Genomic DNA, 24,036 nt, shown 5'->3' with positions numbered 1-24,036 from the left:
GATCGCGCTGTTGTGAAACGGTTTTTTCCATTGGCACGGTCCATGCAGGGTAATCCGCAAACCGTCACCGACTGAGGAGAAATCACCATGATTACGCTCACCGACAACGCCGTTACCGCCGTCAAGACCGCTCTTTCCCGCGCCGACGAACCGGCGGAAGGCTTTCGCATCATGGTCCAGGCCGGGGGCTGCGCTGGCTTCACATACTTAATGGGCCTGGAGAGCGTCTCGCGCGAGGGCGACGCGATCATCGAGGCAGATGGGGTCAAAATGTTCGTAGACGCAGGCTCGCAGCCCCATGTCGCCGGCACGACCGTCGATTTCGTCACCGGACTCGAATCCTCCGGCTTTGTCTTCGACAACCCAAACGCGCGCGGGAAGTGCGGCTGCGGCAAGTCCTTCAGTTGATCGCCCCGGATATCGAGAAAGGCCATGTTGGACTATAGCGACAAGGTCAAGGAATACTCCTTCAGGCCGAAGAATGCTGCCGTTCTGGAAACGGCCAATGCAGTCCGTGCGGTCGGCGCGATCGCCTGCGGCAATGCGCTTAAAATGATCGGCACCGATCCGGTGACGGGAACGTTCAAAGCCGTACAATTCCAGGCATTCGGCCGCAGCGACACTCCAGCAAATTTGACTGATCGAAGACGCTGGCGCGGACATTGTGAATCTCGGCGGCGACAGGGTCTACGTCAAACCGTCGGCGTCTGTCAGTCTGCCTGCGTCACCAGCGGCGGCATGCGCCAGAGGCTCAATGCGACCGGCCTCGCGCCTCGCATCGTTCTGGTCAACTCAGGATTTCACGCATGAGGACTGTCTATCTTGATAACAACGCGACGACACGGGTCGATCCTGAGGTCGTTCAAGCGATGTTGCCGTTCTTTACCGACCAATTTGGCAACCCTTCATCGACGCATGGTTTTGGCGCCTCGGTTGGTGCAGCGGTGAGAACGGCACGACAGCAATTGCAAGCGCTGATCGGCGCGCAATTCGATGATGAGATCACCTTCACCTCGGGCGGGACGGAAAGCGACAATGCAGCGCTTCTTTCGGCGCTCGAGGGGATGCCTAATCGAACGGAGATCGTGACTTCCGCCGTCGAGCATCCGGCCGTGCTGACGCTCTGCGCGCATCTTGAGAAGACGCGCGACGTCAAGGTGCACACAATCCCGGTGGATCGCCATGGCCGGCTCGACCTCGATGCCTACAAGGCCGCCCTCACCCCACGCGTGGCAATCGCCTCGATCATGTGGGCGAACAACGAGACCGGTACGATCTTCCCCGTGGCCCAGCTTGCTGAGATGGCCAAGGAAGCTGGCGCCCTCTTCCATACCGATGGCGTGCAGGCGGTCGGCAAGCTTCCGATGGACCTGAAATCGACCGCAATCGACATGCTGTCGCTCTCCGGCCACAAGCTGCATGGCCCGAAAGGGATCGGAGCACTCTATGTAAAGCGTGGCGTGCGCTTCTGCTCGCTGATCAAGGGGGGTCCCCAAGAGCACGAACGGCGTGCCGGCACCGAGAACACGCCCGGCATAGTCGGGCTCGGCATGGCGGCCGAACTCGCGTTGAAATTCATGGACGACGAGACCACACGGGTAAAGTCGCTCCGCGACCGCCTCGAGAACGGGGTTCTCCAGCGGATTCCGAACACCTTCGTCACTGGCGATGCGCTGGAGCGGTTGCCGAACACCGCAAACATCGCCTTCGAAAATATCCAAGGCGATGCAATCCCACTTCTCCTCAGCCGCGTGGGCATCGCCTGTTCGGCCGGCTCCGCCTGTAGCTCCGGCTGCCTGGAACCGAGCCATGTCTTGAGGGCGATGAACATGCCACACGGGGCAGTCCGCTTTTCCTTCGCCCGAGACAACGGCGAAGCGGATGTCGACCGGGCGCTCGAGGTCATGCCGGCAATCGTGGAGAGGCTGCGTGGCGTTCGCAATTCTGGGCCGGGTAAGCGAAGTGCCGAGGACCTTCAATCGGGTCTATGCCCCGGCGCCGGAAGAACCGGCAGTCGCTCATGAACCGTGAAGTCTTTCTCAACGATACGACCTTGCGCGATGGCGAGCAGGCACCCGGCGTCGCCTTTACGACGACGGAAAAGCTGGAGCTCGCCGAATCTCTTGCGGCAGCCGGCGTCCCAGAGATCGAGATCGGCACGCCGGCCATGGGCGCCGACGAGATCGAAACAATTCGCGCCGCGGTCGCGAAGCGTCTCCCGGTTCGGCTCACGGCCTGGTGCCGGATGATATCGCAGGATCTCGAGGCAGCAATCGAGAGCGGCGTCCCCGCCGTCAATCTGTCGCTGCCTGCATCGGACATCCAACTCGCCGCCAAGCTCGGCCTCGATCGGACGGGAGCGCTCCAGATCATCGAGCATATGGTCGGGCGTGCAGCCGCCCGCGGCTTTTTCGTTGCCGTGGGCTGCGAGGATGCCTCGCGGGCTGACCAGGATCATCTCGCCCGCGTCATTGAGACGGCCGCGCGCGCTGGCGCGAGCCGCGTCAGGCTGGCCGACACGGTCGGCGTTCTCGACCCCTTTTCGACCTTCGAAATTGTCGGCCGGGTCGCGGCGCAGTCTCCAATCGACCTCGAATTTCATGGCCACAACGATCTCGGCCTCGCCGTCGCCAACACGCTGGCCGCGATCCGAGCCGGCGCGCGCCATGCCTCGGTGACCGTCCTCGGCCTCGGCGAGCGCGCCGGCAATGCCGCGCTGGAAGAGGTAGCCACAGCGATGGCCGTCCTCGACAGCGCAGATACTGGCATCGATCTGACCGCGTTGCCCAATCTCGCCGCCCAGGTGGCGCGGGCCGCCCGCCGACCAACGGCAGCCATCAAGCCGGTCGTCGGCGCCGATGTTTTCACCCACGAGTCCGGCATTCATGTCGCAGGGCAGCTGAAGGACTCGCGTAGCTATCAGGGGCTCGATCCGGCGCTCCTGGGCCGCTGCCGGCGTATTGTCATCGGCAAGCATTCCGGCGCCACGGCGATCGCCCATGTGCTGAGCGAAGGCGGCCGCGATCTCGACCCGGATCTGGCAGCCGCTATGGTGGCCCGCGTCCGCCGCAAGGCGGCCGAGACCAAATCAACCGTCACTGCGACTCAACTGGTCGAGCTCTACGATAAAATGAGCAGCGAGGCATGCCTGGCTGGTTCATCCCATTTCATTCCTCCAACCGCGGATTGCGCGCAGGTCGGCCCTGCGACGGACGCACCGACACCACAGTTTTCCGACCAGGGAGAATGCAATGAATTGTTCCGCTGACAGCCGCCCCATCGATGTCACGAACATCCTCGCGCGACTGAAGGGCCTGTCGGCTGCCGAGGAGTTCTTCGCCGTCCTTGGCGTCTCCTATGACCCGAAGGTGTTGAATGTTTCACGGCTCCATATCATGAAGCGCGTGGGCCAATACCTTGCCGAAGAAGATTTCTCCGGTCTGCCCGACCAGGTGATCGCCGCGCGGGTGCGCGCCACGCTGGAGCGCGCCCACGAGGACTTCGCGATTTCCTCGCCGCTCACGCACCGGGTCTTCAAGGTGCTCAAAGACCACGATCCGAACACGCCTGCCGCGCCGGGCCACGCCTTCGTCCCGTTCGACTCTGTACTGAAGCGGTTCGGAAAGGAATGAGCGCGACAAGGTTGCGACGCGACAATGTCGAGAAGCCGACAGATCCGGTCATCACGACGGCGTCCTCGGAAGCAACCAACCGAATTTCTAGCAGTAGGGGTACTCAAAACAGTTGGCACGAATGATGCAACCAAGGAGATGAACTGCCAGCCCGCATCCGGATAGGAGCCGAGAGAAACCGCCAATGCACATCGTAATCTGCATCAAGCAGGTGCCGGACTCGGCACAGATACGGGTCCATCCGGTGACGAACACGATCATGCGCCAGGGTGTGCCGACCATCATCAACCCTTACGACCTGTTCGCACTCGAAGAAGCACTCAGACTGCGCGACGCTTATGGTGGTGAGGTCACCGTGCTCACTATGGGTCCGCCCATGGCAGAGGCCGCGCTGCGCAAGGCGCTCGGTTACGGCGCCGACCGCGCGGTGCTCTTGACCGACCGCTATTTTGCCGGCTCCGACACGCTGGCGACCTCCTTCGCTCTTTCCCAGGCAATCGCGAAGGTTGGCGAGACGTTCGGCACGCCAGACATCGTCTTCACCGGCAAGCAGACGATCGATGGCGACACCGCCCAGGTCGGGCCCGGCATAGCCAAGCGCCTCGATCTCCTGCAACTCACCTATGTGGCGAAGATCGCCTCTGTCGATCTCGATGCGCGCGAAATCAAGGTCGAGCGCCGCTCCGAAGGCGGCACGCAGATGCTGAAGAGTAGGCTCCCTTGCCTCATCACCATGCTGGAAGGCACAAACGAGATTCGCCGGGGCTCGCTCAAGGACGCCCTGTGCGCCGCGCGCACCCGGGTCTTGAAGTGGAGTGCGGCCGACGCTGGCATTGAGGACCTCACCAAATGCGGCCTGCGCGGCTCGCCGACGGTCGTCAAGCGCGTATTCGCCCCTACTGCGCGGGCGGAAAAGGCGGTGCAAATCGATACCGCGGAGAAGACCTTGCGCGATATCGCTGACGCACTGATCGCCGCAATCTTCACCCGCCAGCCGGCGCTGGAACATGAGCTCGCCTTCAACGGCGGCGCGTGACGGCAAGGAGCAAAACGATGTCGACCGCGAACCGAGAAACCCCTCGCCCTGCCGCCGGCCGTGCCGGCATAAAGAAGGAGCTGCCCGAGCGTTTCAAGGACTACCGGCACGTCTGGGTCTTCATCGAGCTCGAACGCGGTCAGGTCCATCCCGTATCATTCGAACTGCTAGGCGAAGGCCGCAAGCTGGCTGATAAGCTTCAGGTCCAGCTTGCGGGCGTCGTGCTCGGACCGCCGGGAGAGGCCATCGGGAACGCCGTTGCGGAGGCCTTCGCTTATGGCGCCGACCTTGTTTACATCGTCGAGGCGCCAGTGCTCGTGGACTATCGGAACGAGCCTTTCACCAAGGCGATGACGGATCTGGTCGATACCCACAAACCCGAGATCCTTCTTCTCGGTGCGACCACACTCGGCAGGGATCTAGCCGGCTCCGTGGCGACTACCTTGCAAACAGGGCTCACGGCCGACTGCACCGAACTCGATGTGGATACTGACGGTTCGCTCGCCGCGACCCGTCCGACTTTCGGTGGTTCCTTGTTGTGCACGATCTATACGCTCAATTACCGGCCGCAGATGGCGACGGTGCGGCCGAGGGTCATGCCCATGCCGCAGCGGGCGGATAAGCCGGTAGGGCGCGTCATCCGGCACAAGCTGTCGGCAGCCGAGGACGAGATCGTTACCAAAGTCCTCGGCTTCCTGCCGGATAACCAGTCGGCAAAGGCAAATCTTGCCTATGCCGACGTCGTGGTGGCGGGAGGCCTCGGTCTCGGCGCGGCGGAGAACCTGCAGCTTGTCAAGAATCTCGCGCGAGCAATTGGCGCGGAGCATGGCTGTTCGCGCCCATTGATCCAGAAGGGCTGGATGCCGGCTGATCGGCAGATCGGCCAAACTGGCAAGACCATCCGGCCGAAGCTTTACATAGCCGCCGGGATTTCCGGCGCCATCCAGCACCGGGTTGGCGTCGAGGGGGCGGATCTCATCGTGGCCATCAACACCGACCCGAACGCGCCGATTTTCGATTTCGCCCACCTCGGGATCGTCACCGACGCGATCCGCTTCCTGCCCGCACTGACGGAAGCCTTCACCCGGCGGCTGTCGCCTCACAGTCGCGATAAGCTTGCGAGCTAAGGGAGATGGACATGATCGAGGAAAAATTCGACGCCATTGTTATTGGGGCCGGCATGTCCGGAAACGCAGCTGCTTACACCATGGCAAGCCAGGGGCTGAAGGTGCTGCAGTTGGAGCGCGGTGAATATCCGGGCTCCAAGAATGTCCAGGGTGCCATCATGTATGCGAACATGCTGGAGAAAATAATCCCGGATTTCCGCGATGACGCACCTCTCGAGCGGCATTTGGTTGAACAGCGGCTTTGGGTGATGGACGATACGTCCCACACCGGGATTCACTATCGGTCGGACGATTTCAATGAGGCGAAGCCCAACCGTTATACGATCATCCGTGCCCAGTTCGACAAATGGTTTTCGCGCAAGGTGCGCGAAGCCGGCGCGACGGTTCTGTGCGAGACGACCGTGACGGAACTCGTCCGTGATGCCAAGGACCGGGTGGTCGGCGTTCGCACGGATCGGGCCGGCGGAGCGATCTTCGCGGACGTGGTCGTGCTCGCAGAAGGTGTCTCCGGACTGCTTGGCCCGCGGGCCGGCCTGCGCGAGATTCCGAAACCGCAAACCGTGGCGCTCGCCGTCAAGGAAATGCACTTCCTGCCCGAAGAGGTCATTGAGCAGCGGTTCGGCCTCAAGGGCGATGAAGGCTGCGTGATCGAGGCGGTGGGCACGACCTCCCGCGGCATGGCCGGGCTCGGCTTCCTTTACACCAACAAGGAGTCGATCTCACTGGGCATCGGCTGCCTCGTCTCCGATTTCGCCGCAATGATGGAGAGCCCTTACGTCCTGCTCGATGCCTTGAAAAACCATCCTTCGATCCGGCCGCTGATCGCTGGCTCGGAGGTGAAAGAATATGCCGCGCATCTCATTCCAGAAGGCGGCTACAAGGCGATTCCGCAGCTCTTTGGCGACGGTTGGGTCGTGGTCGGCGATGCCGCGCAATTGAACAATGCCGTTCACCGCGAGGGTTCGAACCTCGCCATGACCTCCGGCCGCATCGCGGCTGAGGCAATCGTCAAGGTCAAGAGCCGCAACGGTCCAATGACCAAACGGAACCTCGCCCTCTACAAAGCCATGCTGGATAAGTCCTTCGTGGTCAAGGATCTTAGGAAATACAAAGACATGCCGGCCTTGCTTCACACCAATTCCTGCAATTTCTTCGCGACCTATCCTCGGTTGATGTCGCAAGCCGCGCAGAACTTCATGCGTGTCGACGGCACGCCGAAGATCGAGAAGGAAAAGGCGACCACGGCCGCCTTCATCAAGGCGCGCTCGCGCTGGGGGCTGGTCAGCGACGCGGTCCGCCTGGCATTCGCGTGGCGCTGAGGGGAGACGAGATGACGATCGCAGTGACTAAGTCACGTGTCGAGGACAAGCTTTACCAGAACCGCTACCTGGTCGATCCTGGCCGTCCGCATATCACAGTGCGACCGCACGAGAGGCCAAGCGCGAACTTGCTCGCGCTGACCCATGTCTGCCCGGCGAAATGTTATGAGTTGAACGACAAGGGTCAAGTGGAGATCACCCCTGACGGCTGCATGGAGTGCGGCACCTGCCGGATATTGTGCGAGACCAATGGCGAGATCGAGTGGAACTATCCACGCGGCGGCTTCGGTGTCCTCTTCAAGTTCGGATGACCGGCGCGCGCTTCGTTTCAAGAGCGTGAATCTATCAGACCTGAAGTTTCGGCACGCTGCTAGAATGATCTTTCACATTAGAAAGAAGCTAGTGAACACTGTGGTTTTGGAATTCGAATACAAAAAACGGCGCTTGGGAGGCGCCCCATGGACGACAACCCTGAGGTGTTTGCATGGCTCATGCACTGCGAGATCGGATCGATGAAATAGGACCTCGGAACATCCTGCCTGAACCACGGATCAATTCCATTCACGAAGCGGAGATCTCGCTTAGGGGAATCTACGAGATATCGAAGGTCCTGACCGCCCCCGCCCGGCTTGAGATCACAATTGCCAATGTCGTGAATACCCTCTCCTCAGTTGTGCAAATGCGTCATGGAGCAATCGTCGTCCTGAACGCTAAAGCGGAGCCGGAGATTACCGCAACCGCCGGCAGCTCCCACCCGCCTCAATCAGGAATTGGCCGCGCCATACCGCAAGCCGCGATAGACCGGATCGTCGCTACGGGGGCACCGCTCGTCATACACGATGTTAGCAAGTCCGAACTATTTCAGGCTGACTTTCAACCGTCTTCGAGCGGCGACACAATCCCAATTGCCTTCATTGGTATCCCGGTAAAGGCTGAGCGCGAGATCCTTGGGACATTGTCCATCGACCGCGTCGATGACGAGACCAGCTCCCCCTGCGCCAAGGATGTACGCTTCCTAACCATGGTCGCAGACCTTATCGGCCGGACCATTCGTCTCCATCGCACCCTGAGTATGGATCAACAGCGGTTCATCGAGGAGCAGCGGAGACCGGAGAAATGGCTGGACGAGGAGAGGATCGACCCAGCCCAGCATGTTAAGGTCGAGGGGATCATCGGGGAAAGTCCTGCACTCAAGCAGGTGCTCGAAACCGTAAAGGTCGTGGCAAGGACTAACTCCACCGTGCTTCTGCGGGGCGAAAGCGGCACCGGCAAGGAATTCTTTGCCCAGGCCATCCATAAGCTTTCACCTCGGGGGAAGAAGGCTTTCGTCAAATTGAACTGCGCCGCACTGTCTGAAAGCGTTCTGGAATCAGAGCTGTTTGGACACGAAAAGGGCGCCTTCACCGGGGCTATCTCCCAGCGCGCCGGCCGATTTGAATTGGCAAATGGCGGAACGCTGCTGCTTGATGAAATCGGCGAGATTTCGCCTGCTTTTCAAGCCAAGCTGTTGCGCGTCCTGCAGGAAGGCGAACTGGAGCGAGTGGGCGGCACGAGAACGCTTCAGGTCGATGTCCGGCTCATATGCGCCACCAACAAGGATCTCGAGACGGCTGTCCTAAATGGGGAGTTCAGGGCCGACCTATATTACCGCATCAATGTTGTGCCAATCATCCTGCCCCCGCTCAGAGAGCGAGCCGGCGATATTCCACGCCTTGCGAACGCCTTCCTCGACCGGTTCAACAAGGAGAACCATCGCGAGCTCGCGTTCGCGCCATCGGCGCTTGATTTGATCTCGCAATGCTATTTCCCTGGCAATGTCCGCGAGCTGGAAAACTGCGTGCAAAGGACGGCTACACTTGCGCGTTCAAGGACGATCACTCCATCGGATTTCGCCTGCAAGAACAGCCAATGCCTTTCGTCGCTCCTCTGGAAAGCAGCCGACCGTTCGCATGGCCGCAATGCCGTCGACGAACTCTTCCAGTGTGACACGATGCCGGTTCGGCGCATCGGTGCCCCGGAAGGCGAGGTATCGCCCGCCAAGTTCGTCTACCCGAACGATCCCGCTTGCCCTGCAATAGGCGCGCATCGGACGGAACGCGACCGCCTGACCGACGCGATGGAGAAGGCCGGCTGGGTTCAGGCCAAGGCGGCTCGTATCCTCGGGCTCACGCCGCGGCAGGTCGGCTACGCTCTGCGCCGGCATGGTATCGAGGTGAAGAAATTCTAGGCGTCCTGATGACGTCAACCGTCAGGCCTGAGTAGTCTTCCTCACACTCCGGGTGCCCAAGACGCGGTGCCTTTCGCGACCCGGGTCGCTTGTGCGCTGTCGGTAGCCCGACAAAATTGTGTCGGAGCAAACCGACTGAATCCGACACGGAAGGCCAATTTGTGAACTAAAAGCGCTCTTTGAGCTGGCATAGCTCTTGCGCCTTGAACTGCGACGTTACCAGGAACGGAGCCTTTCGATGTCCGCACCGATAATTTCGCTTGAGGGCCTGACCAGCACGACATCCTTCGACCAGTTGCTGGCGACCGCGAAATCCGGTGGCTGCGCATCTTCAACCTGCGGCTTGTCCGGAAAGCCTGACGACATCGATCCGGCTGTCTGGGAGAAGATCAAGGATCACCCCTGCTTTTCGGAAGAGGCGCATCACTATTTCGCCCGCATGCACGTCGCGGTCGCCCCGGCTTGCAACGTCCAGTGCAACTACTGCAATCGCAAATATGACTGCGCCAACGAAAGTCGGCCTGGGGTGGTTTCGGAAAAGCTGACACCCGACCAGGCGCTACGCAAGGTGATCGCGGTCGCCAACGAGGTGCCGCAGCTTTCCGTACTCGGCATCGCCGGACCGGGCGATGCCTGTTACGACTGGAAAAGGACAAAGGCAACGTTCGAACGAGTTGCCAGGGAAATCCCCGACATCAAGCTGTGCATCTCCACCAATGGGCTGGCGCTACCGGACCATGCCGCCGAGCTTGCCGACATGAATGTCGATCACGTGACGATCACTATCAACATGGTCGCCCCTGAAGTCGGCGCAAAGATCTATCCTTGGATCTTTTACGACCATCGCCGCTACGTCGGCATCGAAGCCGCCCGGATCCTCCACAAGCGTCAGATGCTGGGCCTGGAGATGCTGACCGCGCGCGGCATCCTCACCAAAATCAATTCGGTGATGATCCCCGGCGTGAACGACGAGCATTTGATCGAGGTGAATAGATGGGTCAAGGAGCGTGGCGCGTTCCTGCATAACGTTATGCCGCTGATTTCCGACCCGACGCACGGTACCCACTTCGGCCTGACCGGGCAGCGCGGCCCAAATGCAATGGAGATGAAGGCTCTTCAGGATCGTCTGGAAGGCGGCGCCAACTTGATGCGCCACTGCCGGCAGTGCCGGGCCGATGCCGTCGGCCTGCTCGGCGAGGATCGTGGCCAAGAATTCACGCTCGACAGCATTCCCGGCGAGGTCACCTACGATCCCAGCAGACGCGAAGCCTATCAAGAGGTGGTCGCGCACGAGCGCCGTGATCACGTGGCGGCTAGAAGCGAGGCGATCGGAATGGTCAAGGCCGCGGGTTCCGGCAAGTCCCTTCTCGTCGCCGTGGCTACCAGGGGCGGCGGCCGCGTCAACGAACACTTCGGCCATGCGAAGGAATTCCAGGTTTATGAGGCTTCGCCGAGAGGGATCAGCTTCGTCGGGCATCGTAAGGTCGAGCAGTATTGCCGCGGCGGCCGGGGCGAAAACGCCACCCTCGACGCCGTCATCGCTGCGCTGGAAGGCATAGACATCGTGCTGTGCGCCAAGATCGGAGACTGCCCCAAGGATCAGCTCGCGGAAGCTGGAATCCGAGCAGCCGACACTTATGGCCATGACTACATCGAGACCGCAATCAGCGCGATTTACGCCGCCGAGTTTGGGGTCCAACCCCTGGCGGCGACGGCCTGAGCCGTCTCTTCCAATCAACCAGGAGCTAAAATGACTTTCAAGATCATCGCATCCCAATGCACCCAATGCGGCGCCTGCGAGTTCGAATGTCCCTCCGTCGCGATCAAGTTCAAGGGCGAGGGCTACGTGATCGATCCGGACAAGTGCACCGAATGCAAGGAGGCCTTTGACACGCAGCAATGCGCCTCGGTATGTCCGGTGCCGAAGACCTGCGTTCCTGCCTGAATTCGGTTACCGACACGGCCGGCTCGCCGGAGGGCCCCTGGAACTCCTTTGCCGACAACCTGCAGCCTCGAGAAAAAGAAGGAACGGCCATGTGGCTGGGACGCGAACAGGAGGTCGAAATCCGCAAGCCTCCACGATTTATGCCGGGTGAGCGGGTCCGTGCCACACGACACATAAAGAATGACGGCACCTATCCTGGCAGGGAGATCGGCGAAAACCTCGTGCGGAAGGGTGACGAGGGTTATGTGCGCGACATTGGCACCTTTCTCCAGCGGTTCTTCATCTATGCGGTCGAATGGGTCGATCGCGGCACGATCGTCGGCATGCGAGCGCGTGAACTTATGAGCCTTGATAAAGCCGAGGTTCCTTGCAGTGTCCAAAGCACTGCAAATCGAGGAGCAGCAAGATGAAAGTAATGATCCGCAGGACCGGTGCTGGCTTGTCGGCGTATGTGCCCAAGAAGGACCTCGAAGAGCCGATCGTCAAGCTCGAGAACGAAGACTTGTGGGGCGGGGCCGTAACGCTCAGGAACGGGTGGCGGTTCGTCCTGCCCGACCTTCCACGGGATACGCGTTTGCCGATCACCGTTGAGGCCAGGAAGATTTCCGACGAGGTCTGATGCTGCCGGTTGATAAGGGCGTCGTGAGGAAACCAGCATGAACACCATCCTGACCTCGGGCCACCTCGTCGTCGTCCAGGACAGTTTTGCCGAAAAGCTGCTTGACCTGCTGAAAGAAGCGCTCGCGGCCGATGCGGTGATCCCATATCTCGGTCCGGGTCTCCTCAGCCTCAGCTCCGCGGAAACGCCTGTACCGCAGAGCCCGGAAGCCGTGGCCGCGGCGCTCAACACGCGTACGCCAGCCCCTTCCAAGATTCGCACCAATATGTGGTCGGTCGCACAGTTCATCGAACAGGCCCGGCATCGCCGGACGCTTCAAGCGTGGATGGCCGAGATATTCGCAGCGCCGGCGGCGCCGATCGTCCTCCACGCCTGGCTCGCAAAGCTGCCGCTCTCCCTCATCATCGACAGCTGGTACGACGGCGCCATGCGCGCAGCCCTCGCAGACGCCGGCCGAACGGACGTCGTCGAGATACAAGGCGTAACGCGGGTGAACGAATTCGGTGACATTTGGACGAAAACCTATGACTTGGCCGAGAGCGAACTCGAACCCGGATCGGCGGCAAAGACGGTTCTCTATTCACCTCACGGCAGCATTAGGCCGGCCGCAAATTTCCTCGTAGCAGATTCGGACTATGTCGAAGTCCTGACCGAAATCGACATCCAGACGCCGATTCCTGAGGTGGTGAAGGAGCGGCGCACGAACCGTGGCTTTTTCTTCGTCGGCTGCCGCTTCAACGATCAGATGCTGCGCACCTTCGCCAGGCAGATCATGAAGCGCTCCGAAGGCCCACGTTGCACGATAATGGATGCGGCAACGCTCACCAAAAATGAACGTCGTTTCCTTGCAGAAAACGCAATCACAGTCATTGACATGCCGGCAGGTGTAGCCGCGGCTCGGCTCGTCGGAGCAGGCACTGCTGCAGAAGGGGCCAGGACTAAACATGGCGGGCGCGTTTGATGATGAGTCGTCCGGCTTGCTTCAGACGGCGCAAAATTCAGTCGGAACACACCCGTGAGCAGTGATGCTGTTGGCACGACCTCTCTCAATTCGTCCGCGCATGTGGAAGCGGCCCGCCTGAGGCGGGGATTGAGCACGCTACTGCGCATTACGCGCATGAATTTGCGGCACTCGCGGCTGGTCGCCTTCGCTTTCGGATCGACGATCGTAGCGGCAATCCTCCAGATGCTCATTCCCCAGCTTCTCGGCCGGGCTGTCGACCAGACACAGATGGCCATCCGGGGCGGTGTCACGGGGATCGCTGCAGAACACGCGCTTTGGACCCCGGCTCTCCTGCTGCTCGCCGTGGGCGCGCTACGCGGCCTCTTCACGATGGCGCAGAACTATTTTGCCGAAGCCGTCGGGCATCACGTCGCGTACGAACTGAGGCTCGCTTGTTACGACAAGATCCAGCGCCTCAGCTTTTCCTTTCACGACCAGGTGCATTCAGGCGATCTGATCACCCTCGGCATGCTCGATCTCGACGGCGTGAGGATGTATTTTTCCACGGCCCTGGTTCGCGTGCTACTGCTCACCATGCTGATCGGGATCGGCGCCTACACGATGATCTCAACCGACCTGGTGCTCGGCGTAGTCGCGCTGAGCTTCGTGCCTTTCGTCGCCTGGCGATCGTCGGTCACACAGCTTAGGCTGCGCACCACCTGGCTCGACCTGCAGGAGCGGCTTTCGGTCCTAAGCCGCGTGATGGAGGAAAATCTCGCAGGCATCCGTGTCGTCCGCGCCTTTTCGGCACAGGCTTATGAGATGCCGAAGTTCGACCGCGCCTCGAAGAACGCGCTCGACCTCGCCCACGGCCAGGTTGACGTCTACGTACCCAACACGTCGGCGATGACCCTGTCCTTCTTTTTCGCCCTGGGGTTGGTCCTCTGGATCGGTTGCAACAGGCTCATCGCCGGCGAGATTAGGGTCGGAACCCTCACGACGTTCCTGGCCTTCATGACGATCCTGCAAATGCCCGTCCGCCAGGTGGGCCTGATGGTCAATGCCTTTGCCCGCGCTTCCACTTGCGGTTCGCGTATTTTCGGTCTCCTCGACCAGGATATCACGATCCGGGATGCTCCCGGCGCCAGACCGCTCGAGATCAGTGGAGGCACTCTGCGCTTCGACAATGTCTCGTTTGCGTATTCCGGCACCGGAAACAGCGCCGTTCTGAAGAATATCACCTTTGAGGCCCGGAGGGGCGAGACGATCGCGATCGTCGGTCCGCCAGGTTCGGGCAAATCGACGATGGCTCACCTGATCCCCCGCTTTTACGACGTCACCGGGGGCACCATCACCTTTGACGGGCAGGACATCCGCGGGGTCACCCTCGCGACGCTTCGCAAGGCGATCGTCGTCGTACAGCAGGATGCATTCCTGTTCTCCACCACGATCGAGAACAACATCGCTTATGGCGATCCCTGGGCGAAGGAACAGCGGATCGAGCGCGCTAGCGAATCCGCCCAGTTGCACAATTACATCCTCGGCCTCCCAGCAGGCTACGAGACGGTCGTCGGCGAACGCGGCGCCTCTCTCTCTGGCGGCCAGCGCCAGCGTCTCACGATAGCTCGCACCATGATGCTGCGCCCCTCAATCGTCGTTTTCGACGACTCAACGGCCGCGATCGATGCCGCCACCGAGCAGCGTATCGGCGCGGCGATACGACGTCTTGCCAAGGATAGGGTGACGATCATCATCGCCCACCGGCTGAGTTCGCTCATGCACGCCGACAAGATCCTTTTTTTCGACAATGGCGAGATCGTCGAACGCGGCACCCATCAAGAGCTTTTGGCCAAGCGGGGACGCTATAAGGCCCTTTACGATCTCCAGTTGCGCCCGGGTGATGACATCGCGATCGCGTATAGAGGCGCACCCTGATGGCCAAGGGGCACGCCAGCGAACTCGAGACCGAACCCAATGACGAAGGTAGACGCCCCCCGCGCGCGGTGGTCGGCTCCCATCGCATCGAGGAGGAGATGTTCGGCCGGGCTTTCGACAAGAACATCATTCGGCGCATCTGGGCCTTCGCTCGTCCCTACCGCGCCATGGTAGTCATCTCGGTTGCCGCATTGCTGATCTTCATCGGCACGCAGCTTCTCATCCCGCTGATCATTCGCTACGCGATCGACCACGCCATGACTCCCGCAGGCGTTGATCGCTCCGCGCTGCTTACGGCCGCCGGCGCGTTCGCTCTCGCCATTCTGGGTAATTTCGGCGCCTCCTACACGCAGGAAACCGTGGTGGGGAAAATGGCCCTGAACGTCCTCTTCGATATCCGCCGCGCCATGTTTGGCCATCTGCAGAAGGTTTCGCTCTCCTTCATGGACAAGACCGAGGTCGGACGCCTGATGTCCCGCCTTCAAGGCGACGTCAACTCCATCCATGAATTCCTCGAAACCTCAGTCTATTCCGTAGGCGATATTGCGCTCCTGTTCGGCATCGTTTTCGTGATGCTGTGGCTCGACTTCCGCCTAGGTCTCATGACGCTCTCGGTCTTGCCGGCTCTGTTGATCATCCGCATCGTCTGGTTGCCGCGTGCCCGCGAAGCCTTCATGGCTGCACGCGAGACCAATTCGGTCGTCAACGGCGCGTTGGCCGAAGCCATTCACGGCGTGCGCACCGTCCAGTCCATGGACCGCCAGCAGGTGAATTTCATTCTCTATGACGACAAGGCACACGCCGACCTCAGGGCTCACCTGATCGCTGCCAGGTATGCACAGGTCATGGTGCCGATCGTCGATGGCCTCACCGGCCTCGCCATGGCCGTCGTCATCGTGGCCGGCGGCTCCATGGTCATGAATGCTCGCATCGATGTGGGCGTATTGGTCGCCTACCTATTCTACATCCAGCGCTTCTTTGACCCAATTCGCTCACTCACCCTGCAATATTCGGTCATGCAGCGCGCCATGGCCTCCGGCAGGCGCCTGACCGATGTGCTCGACGTTAAGATCGAGGTCCAGGACAAACCGGATGCCAGGGTGCTTTCGCCGGAAATGGACGGCTCGGTCGAGTTCAGGGACGTCACCTTCGGCTACAATCCCAACCAACCGGTGCTGAGAAATATCTCCTTCCGGGTCAATCCCGGCGAGACGGTCGCCTTGGTCGGGCCGACCGGCTCGGGTAAATCGAGCGCGATGGCCCTCGTCCACCGCTTCTATGATGTTCAGCGGGGGCAAGTGCTCATCGGGGGGCATGATGTGCGCGATCTCACTCAGGAATCGCTCGGCCGCCAGATCGCCATGGTGCTCCAGGAGCCGTTCCTCTTCACCGGGACGGTGTTCGAGAACATTCGCTACCATAAGACGGAAGCCACGCGCGACAAGGTCATCGAGGCCGCCAAGGCGGTCGGCGCCCATCACTTCATCATGAGCCTTCCCAACGGGTATGAAGCCCGACTCGGCGAACGCGGTGGCAACCTATCTCTGGGCCAACGCCAGCTTATCAGTTTCGCCCGCGCTCTCGTTGCCGACGCCAAGATCCTGGTTCTTGACGAGGCCACCGCCAACATCGACAGCTACAGCGAAATGCTGATTCAGAACGCTCTGAGAAAACTCCTTGAAGGCCGCACTGGCCTCGTCATCGCCCACCGCCTTGCAACGATCCGCGGCGCCGACCGTATCATCGTACTTCAGAATGGCCAGGTCATTGAGACCGGCAACCACGACAAACTGATGGCTATGGGTGGGCTCTATTCCAAACTCTACAATCTTAACTACGCGTCCTTCGACGACATTGCCGAAGAGAAACTCGATACCCCCGCACTAGCGGGGTTCCGGACCTGATGTCTGGTCGCCATTGTCTGGGTCACCCGTTCCATCTGGTTGAGGCCGACGAGATCGTTGTGGCTGGGGTGCTTGTCGGCGACATGTTCGGCGGGCGCTACAATCGCGCACGGCCGCCCAGCCAGCCTCGCCATCCTCGTAGCGGATGACGCGATGCGTCTCCGATCTGATCAGCCTCGACAAGAATTTGTCCATCCCGACACCGGGGCCATGCGCGATATGTCGGCAAAGGATGGGGACCGATGCGCACCACTTTGCTGGCGGCGCGCTTAAGAACCTGGCCTTCCTCGAGGCGGTGTAAGACGCGAGATTATGCCGAATGTAAGCGGAGCGGAACCTGCCACCGGCGCAATTGCGCGCAATTGACGGGTTGCTTTACACAGCCATTCGGCATAGCTCGGAGCGTGGCGTAAACCGCCAAGTTCAACGACTTTGAACCCGTTGCACCCGAGCCGGACTTCCCACGACTGTAACCCCTGCGGGAACATCTCGAGTGACCACGCTGCCAGCGCCCACGACCGCATCATCGCCAATCGTGACGCCCGGGAGAATGATTGCTCCACCGCCGATCCAGACACGGCTGCCAATGCGGACAGGACGCCCGAACTGCAGCCCACTCTGCCGCTGCTCGGGATCATGCGGATGATCTGCGGTGTAGATCTGCACGGCAGGCCCAATTGCCGTTCCTTGGCCAATCGTCACCTCTACCACGTCAAGGATGACGCAGTTGAAATTGAGGAAGACGTGGGCTCCGAGGCGGATGTTGAAGCCGTAGTCGCAATAGAAGGGCGGACGGATGATCGCTCCGGGCTCAACCTCTCCTAGCCGCTCGGACAGGAGCGCATGCCACTGCTCGGCGATTTGGCCCAACGTGTCATTGTACCGCTTCAGCCAAGCCCCGGTGGCCAGTAGGTCAGCTTGGATCTCCGGATCCGCCGCACTGTACGGCTCGCCTGCGAGCATCTTCTCTTTTTGACTGCGTATCATAGTTCCTCGTCACGTGTCCCCTGGTGTGGTGTAGGAGTGCATGGCGGATTGCCCTCGGCAACGTTTGTGTCTTGGTCTTGCCGCGCCCCGGCTCAAGAACCGGGACTTTAGTATCGTCGGCGACCAGCTTCGTTCGAGCATCGCTGCAGAAGTGCTTTCAACTCCGAACCGCGAACCTAGTCTCTCGCTTGGTCATCACACTTCCCGTTCCACAGGGTCGGTGAATCGCAACCTCATCACCGCGCCATGACCACATCTCCTTTAGAGCGGTCGCTCTTCTATCTTCAGAGTTTCTTGCTGAACCCTTCTAACACTATCGAGCGGGCCCGGGGCGGACTGGGCCACATAACTACCGACGGGAGTTCCCCACCGTGGCTCCGCGATCTCGGCCATGACCACCGGTGGCTTCTGGCCGGCAGCACTCAGGCGACTATAGCGGGCCAGAGCCTGCCCTGCGGCTTCCAGACACTGTCGCGTACGGCTGCCACTTCCCCGCATTCGCCGAGGCGGCCAATGACCCGCTCTTCACAATAGTTAGCCGGCGAGCATCTGGATGCGAGAGATAAGTTACAGGAGCTATCTCTCATGGCTTCTACACCTGCCTGAATGCCAGAACAGCGTTCGTGCCGCCGAAGGCGAAGGAGTTGCTCAGTGCCACGCGCACCTTGCGCTCGCGTGGCACATTGGGCGTGACGTCGAGGTCGCAACCGGGGTCGGCTTCACGATAATTGGCAGTCGGCGGCACGACACTCTCGCGGATAGCCATCACGCAGGCGATCATCTCCAGCGCGCCCGATGCGCCAAGGCAGTGGGCATGCATGGATTTGGTCGACGACACCGACAGTCTGTAGGCGTGGTCGCCGAAAACGCGCTTGATCGCCGCGGTCTCGGTCTGGTCGTTGGCCTTGGTGCCGGTGCCATGGGCATTGAGGTAGTCGACATCCTCGGGATTGAGCCCGGCGTCGGCAAGGCAAGCGCGCATTGCTGCCTCCGGCCCCTCGACAGTCGGCGCGACGATGTCGGAGGCATCGGCGGAAAGGCCGGCACCGGCAATTTCGGCAAGGATGGTGGCGCCGCGTGCCATGGCATGCTCGTAGCTTTCCAGCACCGCCATGCCGGCGCCTTCACCAAGCGACAGGCCCTGGCGATCGGCCGAGAATGGCCGGCAAGTATCGGGCGAAAGCACACGGATCGCTTCCCATGCCTTCAGCACACCCCATATGAGCGGCGCTTCGCTGCCGCCGGCAAGCATCACGTCGGCCCGGCCGAGTCTGATCTGGTCCACCGCGGAGGCAATCGCATGGTTTGCCGAGGAACAGGCGGAGGTGACGCCGAAGACCGGGCCGCGCAGGCCGAGATTCATGCTGACCTGGCCGGCGGCGGCGCCCGGCATCGCCTTGGGTACAGTCAAGAGGGCGGCACGCTTACCGCCCAGAAGCATAGCGCGGTAGGTTTGCTCGATCACATCCCAGCCGCAGCCGCCAACGCCCACCGTCGCACCGAAGCGATAGCTATTTCCTTCCTTGGAGGAAAGTCCAGCCTGACGCATGGCTTCGCGCGCTGCAAGCACAGCAAGCAGGCTGAAGCGGTCCATGGAGACGAGCTGCCTTCCGTCGATGTCATGCTCCGGCAGCGCCTTGATCTCGGCTCCGATCCTGACCCTCAATTCATGGAGCTCGGAGTTGACGATCGGGCCGATGGCGGAGCGGCCTTCGCGCATCTCTCTCCAAATGGAGGCGGCGTCGGTCCCAAGCCCGCACAGCCCTCCGACCCCAGTAATCACGACGCGCCTGTCCATTCACGCCACCTTAGCGAGCAAGCCACGCACGGCTTCCACCATGTCGCCGACATTCTGGAGATCCGACCAGGCCTCGGACGTGTTCATCTCGATCTTGATGCCGTAGGCCTGCTCCAGGTCCCAGAGTACGTCCGCCAAACCCAGTGAATCGATGCCGAGTGACGTCAGTCCCGTGGCAGCCGTTATCTCGCCGCCCGAGGAAGGCGCTATATTGCCGCCCTCCGACGCCGCTCGATTCTTGATCATTGCGATTATTTCGTTGGTCAGTTGATCTGCCATCTTGTTCCTTTCCAGCTTGCGGTTTCGACGTGGCTCAATGCCTGAGCCGCGCCGCGTTGGGAAATCTGCCTCTCTCCAGCTTGTGCGGCTCACCAAGACCAACTGCTTGTGGAAACCGGATGAGTTCCGGCTTGTCTACGGCGTAGGCACCGATGACGAGGAACGTCGCCGGCACCCGATGTTCCGCCAGCACATGGAGGATCTCCGGATGGAGTCCTGGTATTTCATAGCTCTGGACCGTTCCGATCAATCAGGGTGCCGGACGGCCACTCGCTCATCGAGCGTCCAATCGGCACAACGAAGACAAGCACGTCCTCCACGCGCGTGGGCGGCAGGTCGGGATACACTTCTGGGTGGGTCGACCGAACGCGAACGCCCGATACAATGGCCGCCAGGCCGTTTCGGCAGACCCTCTCAAAGTTCGACATGGTCGGTCAGTTGCAACTCATTTTCCCAGCACAACCTCCACCGCACGTCAGAGTGCATGGAAAGATTTCTCCTTTCGGGCTCTTTTTAACGCACTGGTCACGCGATAGAGGCAGTGGGTGATCGGTGCGCGTCAGATGCTGTTGTCAATGTAGGATTCAGGAAGTTTGATAAAATCGTTTGTTTCGATGAAACGCATTCACGCTATGGATAACTGAAGACATGCGCTTCAAAGGGCTTGATCTGAATCTTCTCGTCGTGCTCGACGCGCTGCTGAGTGAGCGCGGCCTCACGGCGGCGGCACGCCGCATCAACCTAAGCCAGCCGGCCATGAGTGCGGCCGTCGCCCGGCTGCGTGACTATTTCCACGATGAACTATTTAGCATGAGCGGCCGCGAACGTATTCTGACACCGCGTGCGGAAACACTCGCCCCCGCAGTTCGCGACGCTCTCCTGCACATCCAGTGCTCGATTATTTCTTGGGATCCGTTTAACCCGGCTCAATCCGATCGCCGCTTCAGGATCATTGTTTCCGATTTCGTCACACTCGTGTTTTTTGAAAAGGTCGTCGAGCGTGTTGCACGGGAAGCACCCGCCGTCAGCTTCGAATTGCTGCCTCTCGACGACGACCCAGATGAGCTTCTCCGGCGCGGTGACGTCGATTTTCTAATTCTTCCGGAATTGTTCATGTCGAGCGCTCATCCAAGAGTGGCGCTGTTCGACGAGACGCTCGTGTGCGTGGGCTGCGCCACGAACAAACAGCTGCCACGCCAGCTTACGTTCGAGAGATACATGTCGATGAGGCACGTTTCGGTCAAGTTCGGGCGTATGCAGAAGCCCTCCATCGAGGAATGGTTTTTGCTTGAGCATGGTCTTAAGAGACGTGTCGAGGTCGTCGTGCAGGCATTTAGCATGATCCCGCCTATGGTCTCAGGCACAGCTCGCATAGCGACCATGCCCTTGCGGCTGGTCAAGCATTTCGAAAAAACATTCCCCCTGCAGATCGTCGACCTTCCGCTGCCACTTCCCGCATTTACCGAGGCCGTCCAATGGCCGGCCCTTCACAACAGTGATCCGGCAAGCATCTGGATGCGGGAGATAATGTTGCAGGAGGCGTCCCGCATGGCTACTCCAAGCAAGACTCCGGGACGTCGCGGCCGCTCCTAAAATCTGCTCAGCGCCTCACACCGGCTCTCGCGTCAATAATCCCGTCGGATGAGATCGATGCTGGCCGCAAGTGCGCCTGCGAGGTCGTCCAGCGCGTGGACTTCCTCGACTAGCTCGAACGAGAAGGGACCGGCATAGCCGCCATCGAGCAGCGCCCGGATCTGGCTGCCATTGTCGGAACCTCCCAGGACGCGATTCGGGTAAATCCAGAAGGTCGGATCGTTCACGCCTGAAATGTGCACGAGACCGGTTAGCTCGCAGGAGAAGAACGTCTCCCCGGCGAGGGTGTGGTGGAACGTGTCGTGCACGAGGCGGAAGACGGACCGACCATCAACCGCGGCAATGGCCTTAGCCGCTTCCTTCTTCGATCGAAGCGAGCAGGTCTTGAAGCCCAGCGGCTCGATAAGACCGATCAAACCGCGTGACTGGAGGATCGGCTTGAGCGCGCTCAAGGCGACGGGCAGATTCCCGTGGCGCTCGGCGTTCGCGGGCCACGAGCCGTCATTGACCGGCACCAGCACGAGCGCCTCCGCCCCGCAGTCAGCCGCATAATCGGCGATCTTGCTCGCCTCGGCCTGGCGCGCGGGAGTCCACTCATTGAAGCGCTGCAAGGCGTTGACAGTGATAATCGTGACGCCCGCCTCAGCGGCGGCAGACCGAACGTCCGAGGCCGGCATGCCACGTGCAGAGGCCGCCATGCCAGGTGCAAAAGAATTGCTGAAAAGAATGTCGGTCAGACCCTGGTCGCGGGCAAGCGCGAAAAATGCCCGAACATCAAGTCGGGAGCCCGCCAAGTGGTCGAGTGCAAAGCGGGGCGATGCCTGGCGCATGGCTTGGCTCTTTCCTTTCGTGAGGCGCGGCCGCCGTTCTCGGCTGTTTGACTTCTGCCGCGTGGCAACCGCTCGTTGATTCAACAGACCGGGATGACAGTCAATTGAACGTTCTTTCATTTGCGAAAGGAAACTCGAACGTTCATGATAGAATCCCATCAAGCTTCATATATTTTCCGGCAGATGAATGTCGAACGGCAGAAATGTCTGCCCCGGCGTCTCCACCGTGCCAGTCTCGATGGCCCGCGCCATCAGCGTCATCAGCTCCTGGCAAAGCCGGCGCAGCGGTGTGGCGACAGCCATGGTGATGATATTATCTGCGAGCGCCGCCCGGGATTCCGGCGTGATTTCATTCACGATCGCGACGAGATCCTGACCTTTACCCTCTTCCCGGAGCGCAGAGATGGCGCCCTCCATGCCCCCGCCGGCCACATAGAAGCCGACGAGCTCGCGTTCCCGCTGCATGAGATCGAGTGTTGCCTCGTAAGTGATCTGCCGTTTCTCGAGGTTCACGAGCGGATCGAGCACCTCGAATGTCGGCGCGTTCTCACGGCAATAGGAGCGAAAGCCGATGTCCCGGAGCTTGTGCCCCTGGAAACGGTGGCTGCCGACAAACACCGCCACCTTTCCGGGCCGTTTTGCGATCTTGGATAACATCCAAGCGGCCGTGCGCCCCACCTTTCGGTTATTAAGGCCGATATAGCCCTGACGCACGCCGGCGGCAAAATCGGAAAGCAGCGAGAAAACCGGAATGCCTTTGGCCTTGAGCTCCTCAACCGCCGCTGTAATCTTCGGGTGGTCCGGTGCCACCATGGCAATCGCGTGGCAGCGCGCGCCCAAATCCTTGAGCAGCGCAATCTGGTCGCCCGGCACATTTGACGGCGCGAATTCGATGTGCGGAATGCCGTTGAAGGACTGGGCCAAACTGACCGACGCTTCGACCTCGCGCGCGAAATCTTGGTAGAAATGCTGCGCCGGTTTTCTCAAGATGAAGCCCAGCCGATAATGCGGCAGGTCACACTGCAAGCGCTGCTTGATGAGACCGGCAGCATGATAGCCGATGGCGTGGGCGGCCTCGTGGACCCGCCGCGCGGTCTCCTCCCGAACCGGATGACGGGCGTTAAGAACGCGATCGACCGTTGCCACGCTGACTCCAGCTTCGCGGGCGATATCGGCAATTGTGGTGCGCTTGGTCATGGGTCCAATTCTGATTAGTTTTAACGCCGGCTGACCTCTGTCATCCAGCGCCTCTCGGCGAAGGTTCCCGGCAAAGTGAAGGCGTCCGCATACTCCATGATCGAAGCGTGACGAACAGCTATCCAAGCGTAACCGGGCGCGTGTCGATGTACAGTTCTTTTGCCTAGGCAGCCCGTAATTTGCACTCACCGCATTTAGCGCTCCTGATTTCATCTCCCCGCGAGGCGCTGCTGTTTGAGCCTGCGAGTCGATCGTTTGGTGCTTATGACCAGCCCGGCCCCTTAACAGGTCGCGAAGCTGTGACTTACTACTGGGCATGGCCGGTTTAATGCTCGGCAAACCGATGATCGCAGAAGGCGGCTTCCATCTGCGCTTGGTCCAATTCGCCTTCCCAGCGGGCGACCACGAGCGATGCCACCGCGTTACCGACCACATTCGTCAACGCCCGGCATTCGGACATGAAGCGGTCGACGCCAAGGATCAGAGCCACGCCAGCAACGGGAACACTGGGTACCACGGCGAGCGTAGCGGCCAGCGTGATGAAACCCGCACCCGTTACACCTGCTGCACCCTTCGAGGAAAGCATTGCAACGAGCAGCAGGAGGACCTGATCGCTAATTGACAGATCGGTGTTCGTCGCCTGGGCGATGAAGAGGGCCGCCAGC

The 24,036-nt window shown here is 60.7% G+C and carries 25 protein-coding genes and 2 pseudogenes; 18 read left to right on the top strand and 9 right to left on the bottom strand.

The features are described 5' to 3' along the window. The first annotated feature begins 87 nt into the window (after positions 1-87). From HNQ71_RS32165 to HNQ71_RS32085, 17 genes are all read left to right on the top strand, one after another. Complete coding sequence (locus HNQ71_RS32165; RefSeq protein WP_184878109.1) at positions 88-408, top strand: HesB/IscA family protein; 321 nt, start codon at positions 88-90, stop codon at positions 406-408. Between the two features lie 24 nt (positions 409-432). Next, complete coding sequence (locus HNQ71_RS32160; RefSeq protein WP_184878107.1) at positions 433-810, top strand: iron-sulfur cluster assembly scaffold protein; 378 nt, start codon at positions 433-435, stop codon at positions 808-810. Beyond that, positions 807-2,024 (top strand): cysteine desulfurase NifS, encoded by a 1,218-nt coding sequence (nifS, locus tag HNQ71_RS32155; RefSeq protein ID WP_184878105.1) that lies wholly within the window; start codon positions 807-809, stop codon positions 2,022-2,024. The genes HNQ71_RS32160 and nifS overlap by 4 nt, the downstream gene beginning before the upstream one ends. Beyond that, entirely contained in the window at positions 2,021-3,268 is a 1,248-nt protein-coding gene (nifV, locus tag HNQ71_RS32150) for a homocitrate synthase (RefSeq protein ID WP_184878103.1), read from the top strand. The genes nifS and nifV overlap by 4 nt, the downstream gene beginning before the upstream one ends. Beyond that, on the top strand, positions 3,252-3,632 hold the full coding sequence (nifW, locus tag HNQ71_RS32145) for a nitrogenase stabilizing/protective protein NifW (protein WP_184878101.1): 381 nt from the start codon (positions 3,252-3,254) through the stop codon (positions 3,630-3,632). Before nifV ends, nifW begins: the two co-directional genes overlap by 17 nt. A gap of 184 nt (positions 3,633-3,816) precedes the next feature. Then, the gene (locus tag HNQ71_RS32140) at positions 3,817-4,668 is read left to right on the top strand and encodes an electron transfer flavoprotein subunit beta/FixA family protein (protein WP_184878099.1); all 852 of its coding nucleotides are present in this window, start codon (positions 3,817-3,819) and stop codon (positions 4,666-4,668) included. Positions 4,669-4,685: 17 nt separating this feature from the next. Then, positions 4,686-5,795, top strand: coding sequence for an electron transfer flavoprotein subunit alpha/FixB family protein (locus HNQ71_RS32135; protein WP_184878097.1), 1,110 nt, complete (start codon positions 4,686-4,688; stop codon positions 5,793-5,795). A gap of 11 nt (positions 5,796-5,806) precedes the next feature. Further along, on the top strand, positions 5,807-7,114 hold the full coding sequence (locus HNQ71_RS32130; RefSeq protein ID WP_184878095.1) for an FAD-dependent oxidoreductase: 1,308 nt from the start codon (positions 5,807-5,809) through the stop codon (positions 7,112-7,114). Positions 7,115-7,125: 11 nt separating this feature from the next. Continuing rightward, complete coding sequence (locus tag HNQ71_RS32125) at positions 7,126-7,425, top strand: ferredoxin family protein (protein WP_184878093.1); 300 nt, start codon at positions 7,126-7,128, stop codon at positions 7,423-7,425. 173 nt (positions 7,426-7,598) lie between these two features. After that, positions 7,599-9,341 (top strand): nif-specific transcriptional activator NifA, encoded by a 1,743-nt coding sequence (gene nifA / locus HNQ71_RS32120; RefSeq protein ID WP_184878091.1) that lies wholly within the window; start codon positions 7,599-7,601, stop codon positions 9,339-9,341. A 295-nt stretch (positions 9,342-9,636) separates the two neighbouring features. Then, positions 9,637-11,061 (top strand): nitrogenase cofactor biosynthesis protein NifB, encoded by a 1,425-nt coding sequence (gene nifB / locus HNQ71_RS32115; RefSeq protein WP_246462259.1) that lies wholly within the window; start codon positions 9,637-9,639, stop codon positions 11,059-11,061. Positions 11,062-11,091: 30 nt separating this feature from the next. Beyond that, positions 11,092-11,286 (top strand): 4Fe-4S binding protein, encoded by a 195-nt coding sequence (locus tag HNQ71_RS32110; RefSeq protein ID WP_184878087.1) that lies wholly within the window; start codon positions 11,092-11,094, stop codon positions 11,284-11,286. 89 nt (positions 11,287-11,375) lie between these two features. Further along, the gene (locus HNQ71_RS32105) at positions 11,376-11,696 is read left to right on the top strand and encodes a nitrogen fixation protein NifZ (RefSeq protein WP_184878210.1); all 321 of its coding nucleotides are present in this window, start codon (positions 11,376-11,378) and stop codon (positions 11,694-11,696) included. Further along, positions 11,693-11,905 (top strand): putative nitrogen fixation protein NifT, encoded by a 213-nt coding sequence (gene nifT / locus HNQ71_RS32100; protein WP_184878085.1) that lies wholly within the window; start codon positions 11,693-11,695, stop codon positions 11,903-11,905. The genes HNQ71_RS32105 and nifT overlap by 4 nt, the downstream gene beginning before the upstream one ends. Positions 11,906-11,942: 37 nt before the next feature. Continuing rightward, positions 11,943-12,866 carry an SIR2 family NAD-dependent protein deacylase gene (locus tag HNQ71_RS32095; RefSeq protein ID WP_184878083.1) on the top strand — a complete coding sequence of 308 codons (924 nt, stop codon included), beginning with the start codon at positions 11,943-11,945 and terminating at the stop codon, positions 12,864-12,866. Positions 12,867-12,920: 54 nt separating this feature from the next. Continuing rightward, positions 12,921-14,783, top strand: a complete 1,863-nt coding sequence (locus HNQ71_RS32090; RefSeq protein WP_184878081.1) for an ABC transporter ATP-binding protein — start codon at positions 12,921-12,923, stop codon at positions 14,781-14,783. Then, positions 14,783-16,687: an ABC transporter ATP-binding protein gene (locus HNQ71_RS32085; protein ID WP_184878079.1), complete on the top strand. Its 1,905-nt coding sequence runs from the start codon at positions 14,783-14,785 to the stop codon at positions 16,685-16,687. Before HNQ71_RS32090 ends, HNQ71_RS32085 begins: the two co-directional genes overlap by 1 nt. A gap of 423 nt (positions 16,688-17,110) precedes the next feature. Here the strand turns inward: HNQ71_RS32085 and HNQ71_RS32080 are convergent, their stop codons facing one another. From HNQ71_RS32080 to HNQ71_RS32060, 6 genes and pseudogenes are all read right to left on the bottom strand, one after another. Further along, entirely contained in the window at positions 17,111-17,674 is a 564-nt protein-coding gene (locus HNQ71_RS32080; protein WP_184878077.1) for a sugar O-acetyltransferase, read from the bottom strand. Positions 17,675-18,266: 592 nt separating this feature from the next. Beyond that, positions 18,267-19,472: a beta-ketoacyl-[acyl-carrier-protein] synthase family protein gene (locus HNQ71_RS32075; protein WP_184878075.1), complete on the bottom strand. Its 1,206-nt coding sequence runs from the start codon at positions 19,470-19,472 to the stop codon at positions 18,267-18,269. After that, positions 19,473-19,751, bottom strand: a complete 279-nt coding sequence (locus HNQ71_RS32070; RefSeq protein WP_184878073.1) for an acyl carrier protein — start codon at positions 19,749-19,751, stop codon at positions 19,473-19,475. Between the two features lie 115 nt (positions 19,752-19,866). Beyond that, positions 19,867-19,971 (bottom strand): annotated as a pseudogene (locus HNQ71_RS35165) (polysaccharide deacetylase family protein); the annotation flags it as partial. Between the two features lie 4 nt (positions 19,972-19,975). Next, positions 19,976-20,164 (bottom strand): annotated as a pseudogene (locus HNQ71_RS32065) (acyltransferase); the annotation flags it as partial. A gap of 1 nt (position 20,165) precedes the next feature. Then, on the bottom strand, positions 20,166-20,237 hold the full coding sequence (locus HNQ71_RS32060; RefSeq protein ID WP_184878207.1) for a hypothetical protein: 72 nt from the start codon (positions 20,235-20,237) through the stop codon (positions 20,166-20,168). Between the two features lie 162 nt (positions 20,238-20,399). Between HNQ71_RS32060 and HNQ71_RS32055 the strand changes: the two genes are divergently transcribed. Beyond that, entirely contained in the window at positions 20,400-21,344 is a 945-nt protein-coding gene (locus HNQ71_RS32055; RefSeq protein WP_184878071.1) for a LysR family transcriptional regulator, read from the top strand. Between the two features lie 32 nt (positions 21,345-21,376). Here the strand turns inward: HNQ71_RS32055 and HNQ71_RS32050 are convergent, their stop codons facing one another. The 3 genes from HNQ71_RS32050 to HNQ71_RS32040 form a co-directional block, all read right to left on the bottom strand. Continuing rightward, entirely contained in the window at positions 21,377-22,333 is a 957-nt protein-coding gene (locus HNQ71_RS32050; protein ID WP_246462312.1) for a TIM barrel protein, read from the bottom strand. A 6-nt stretch (positions 22,334-22,339) separates the two neighbouring features. Continuing rightward, positions 22,340-23,371 (bottom strand): LacI family DNA-binding transcriptional regulator, encoded by a 1,032-nt coding sequence (locus HNQ71_RS32045; protein ID WP_184878068.1) that lies wholly within the window; start codon positions 23,369-23,371, stop codon positions 22,340-22,342. Between the two features lie 325 nt (positions 23,372-23,696). Next, positions 23,697-24,036, bottom strand: a 340-nt coding sequence (locus HNQ71_RS32040) for a cation:dicarboxylate symporter family transporter (RefSeq protein WP_184878066.1), incomplete at its 5' end; no start/stop codon positions are given.

It is taken from the genome of Mesorhizobium sangaii, assembly GCF_014207355.1.
Taxonomy (GTDB): domain Bacteria; phylum Pseudomonadota; class Alphaproteobacteria; order Rhizobiales; family Rhizobiaceae; genus Mesorhizobium; species Mesorhizobium sangaii.
The sequence above is the reverse complement of the archived record's forward strand: the minus strand, read 5'-3'. Positions and strand labels throughout refer to the sequence as shown.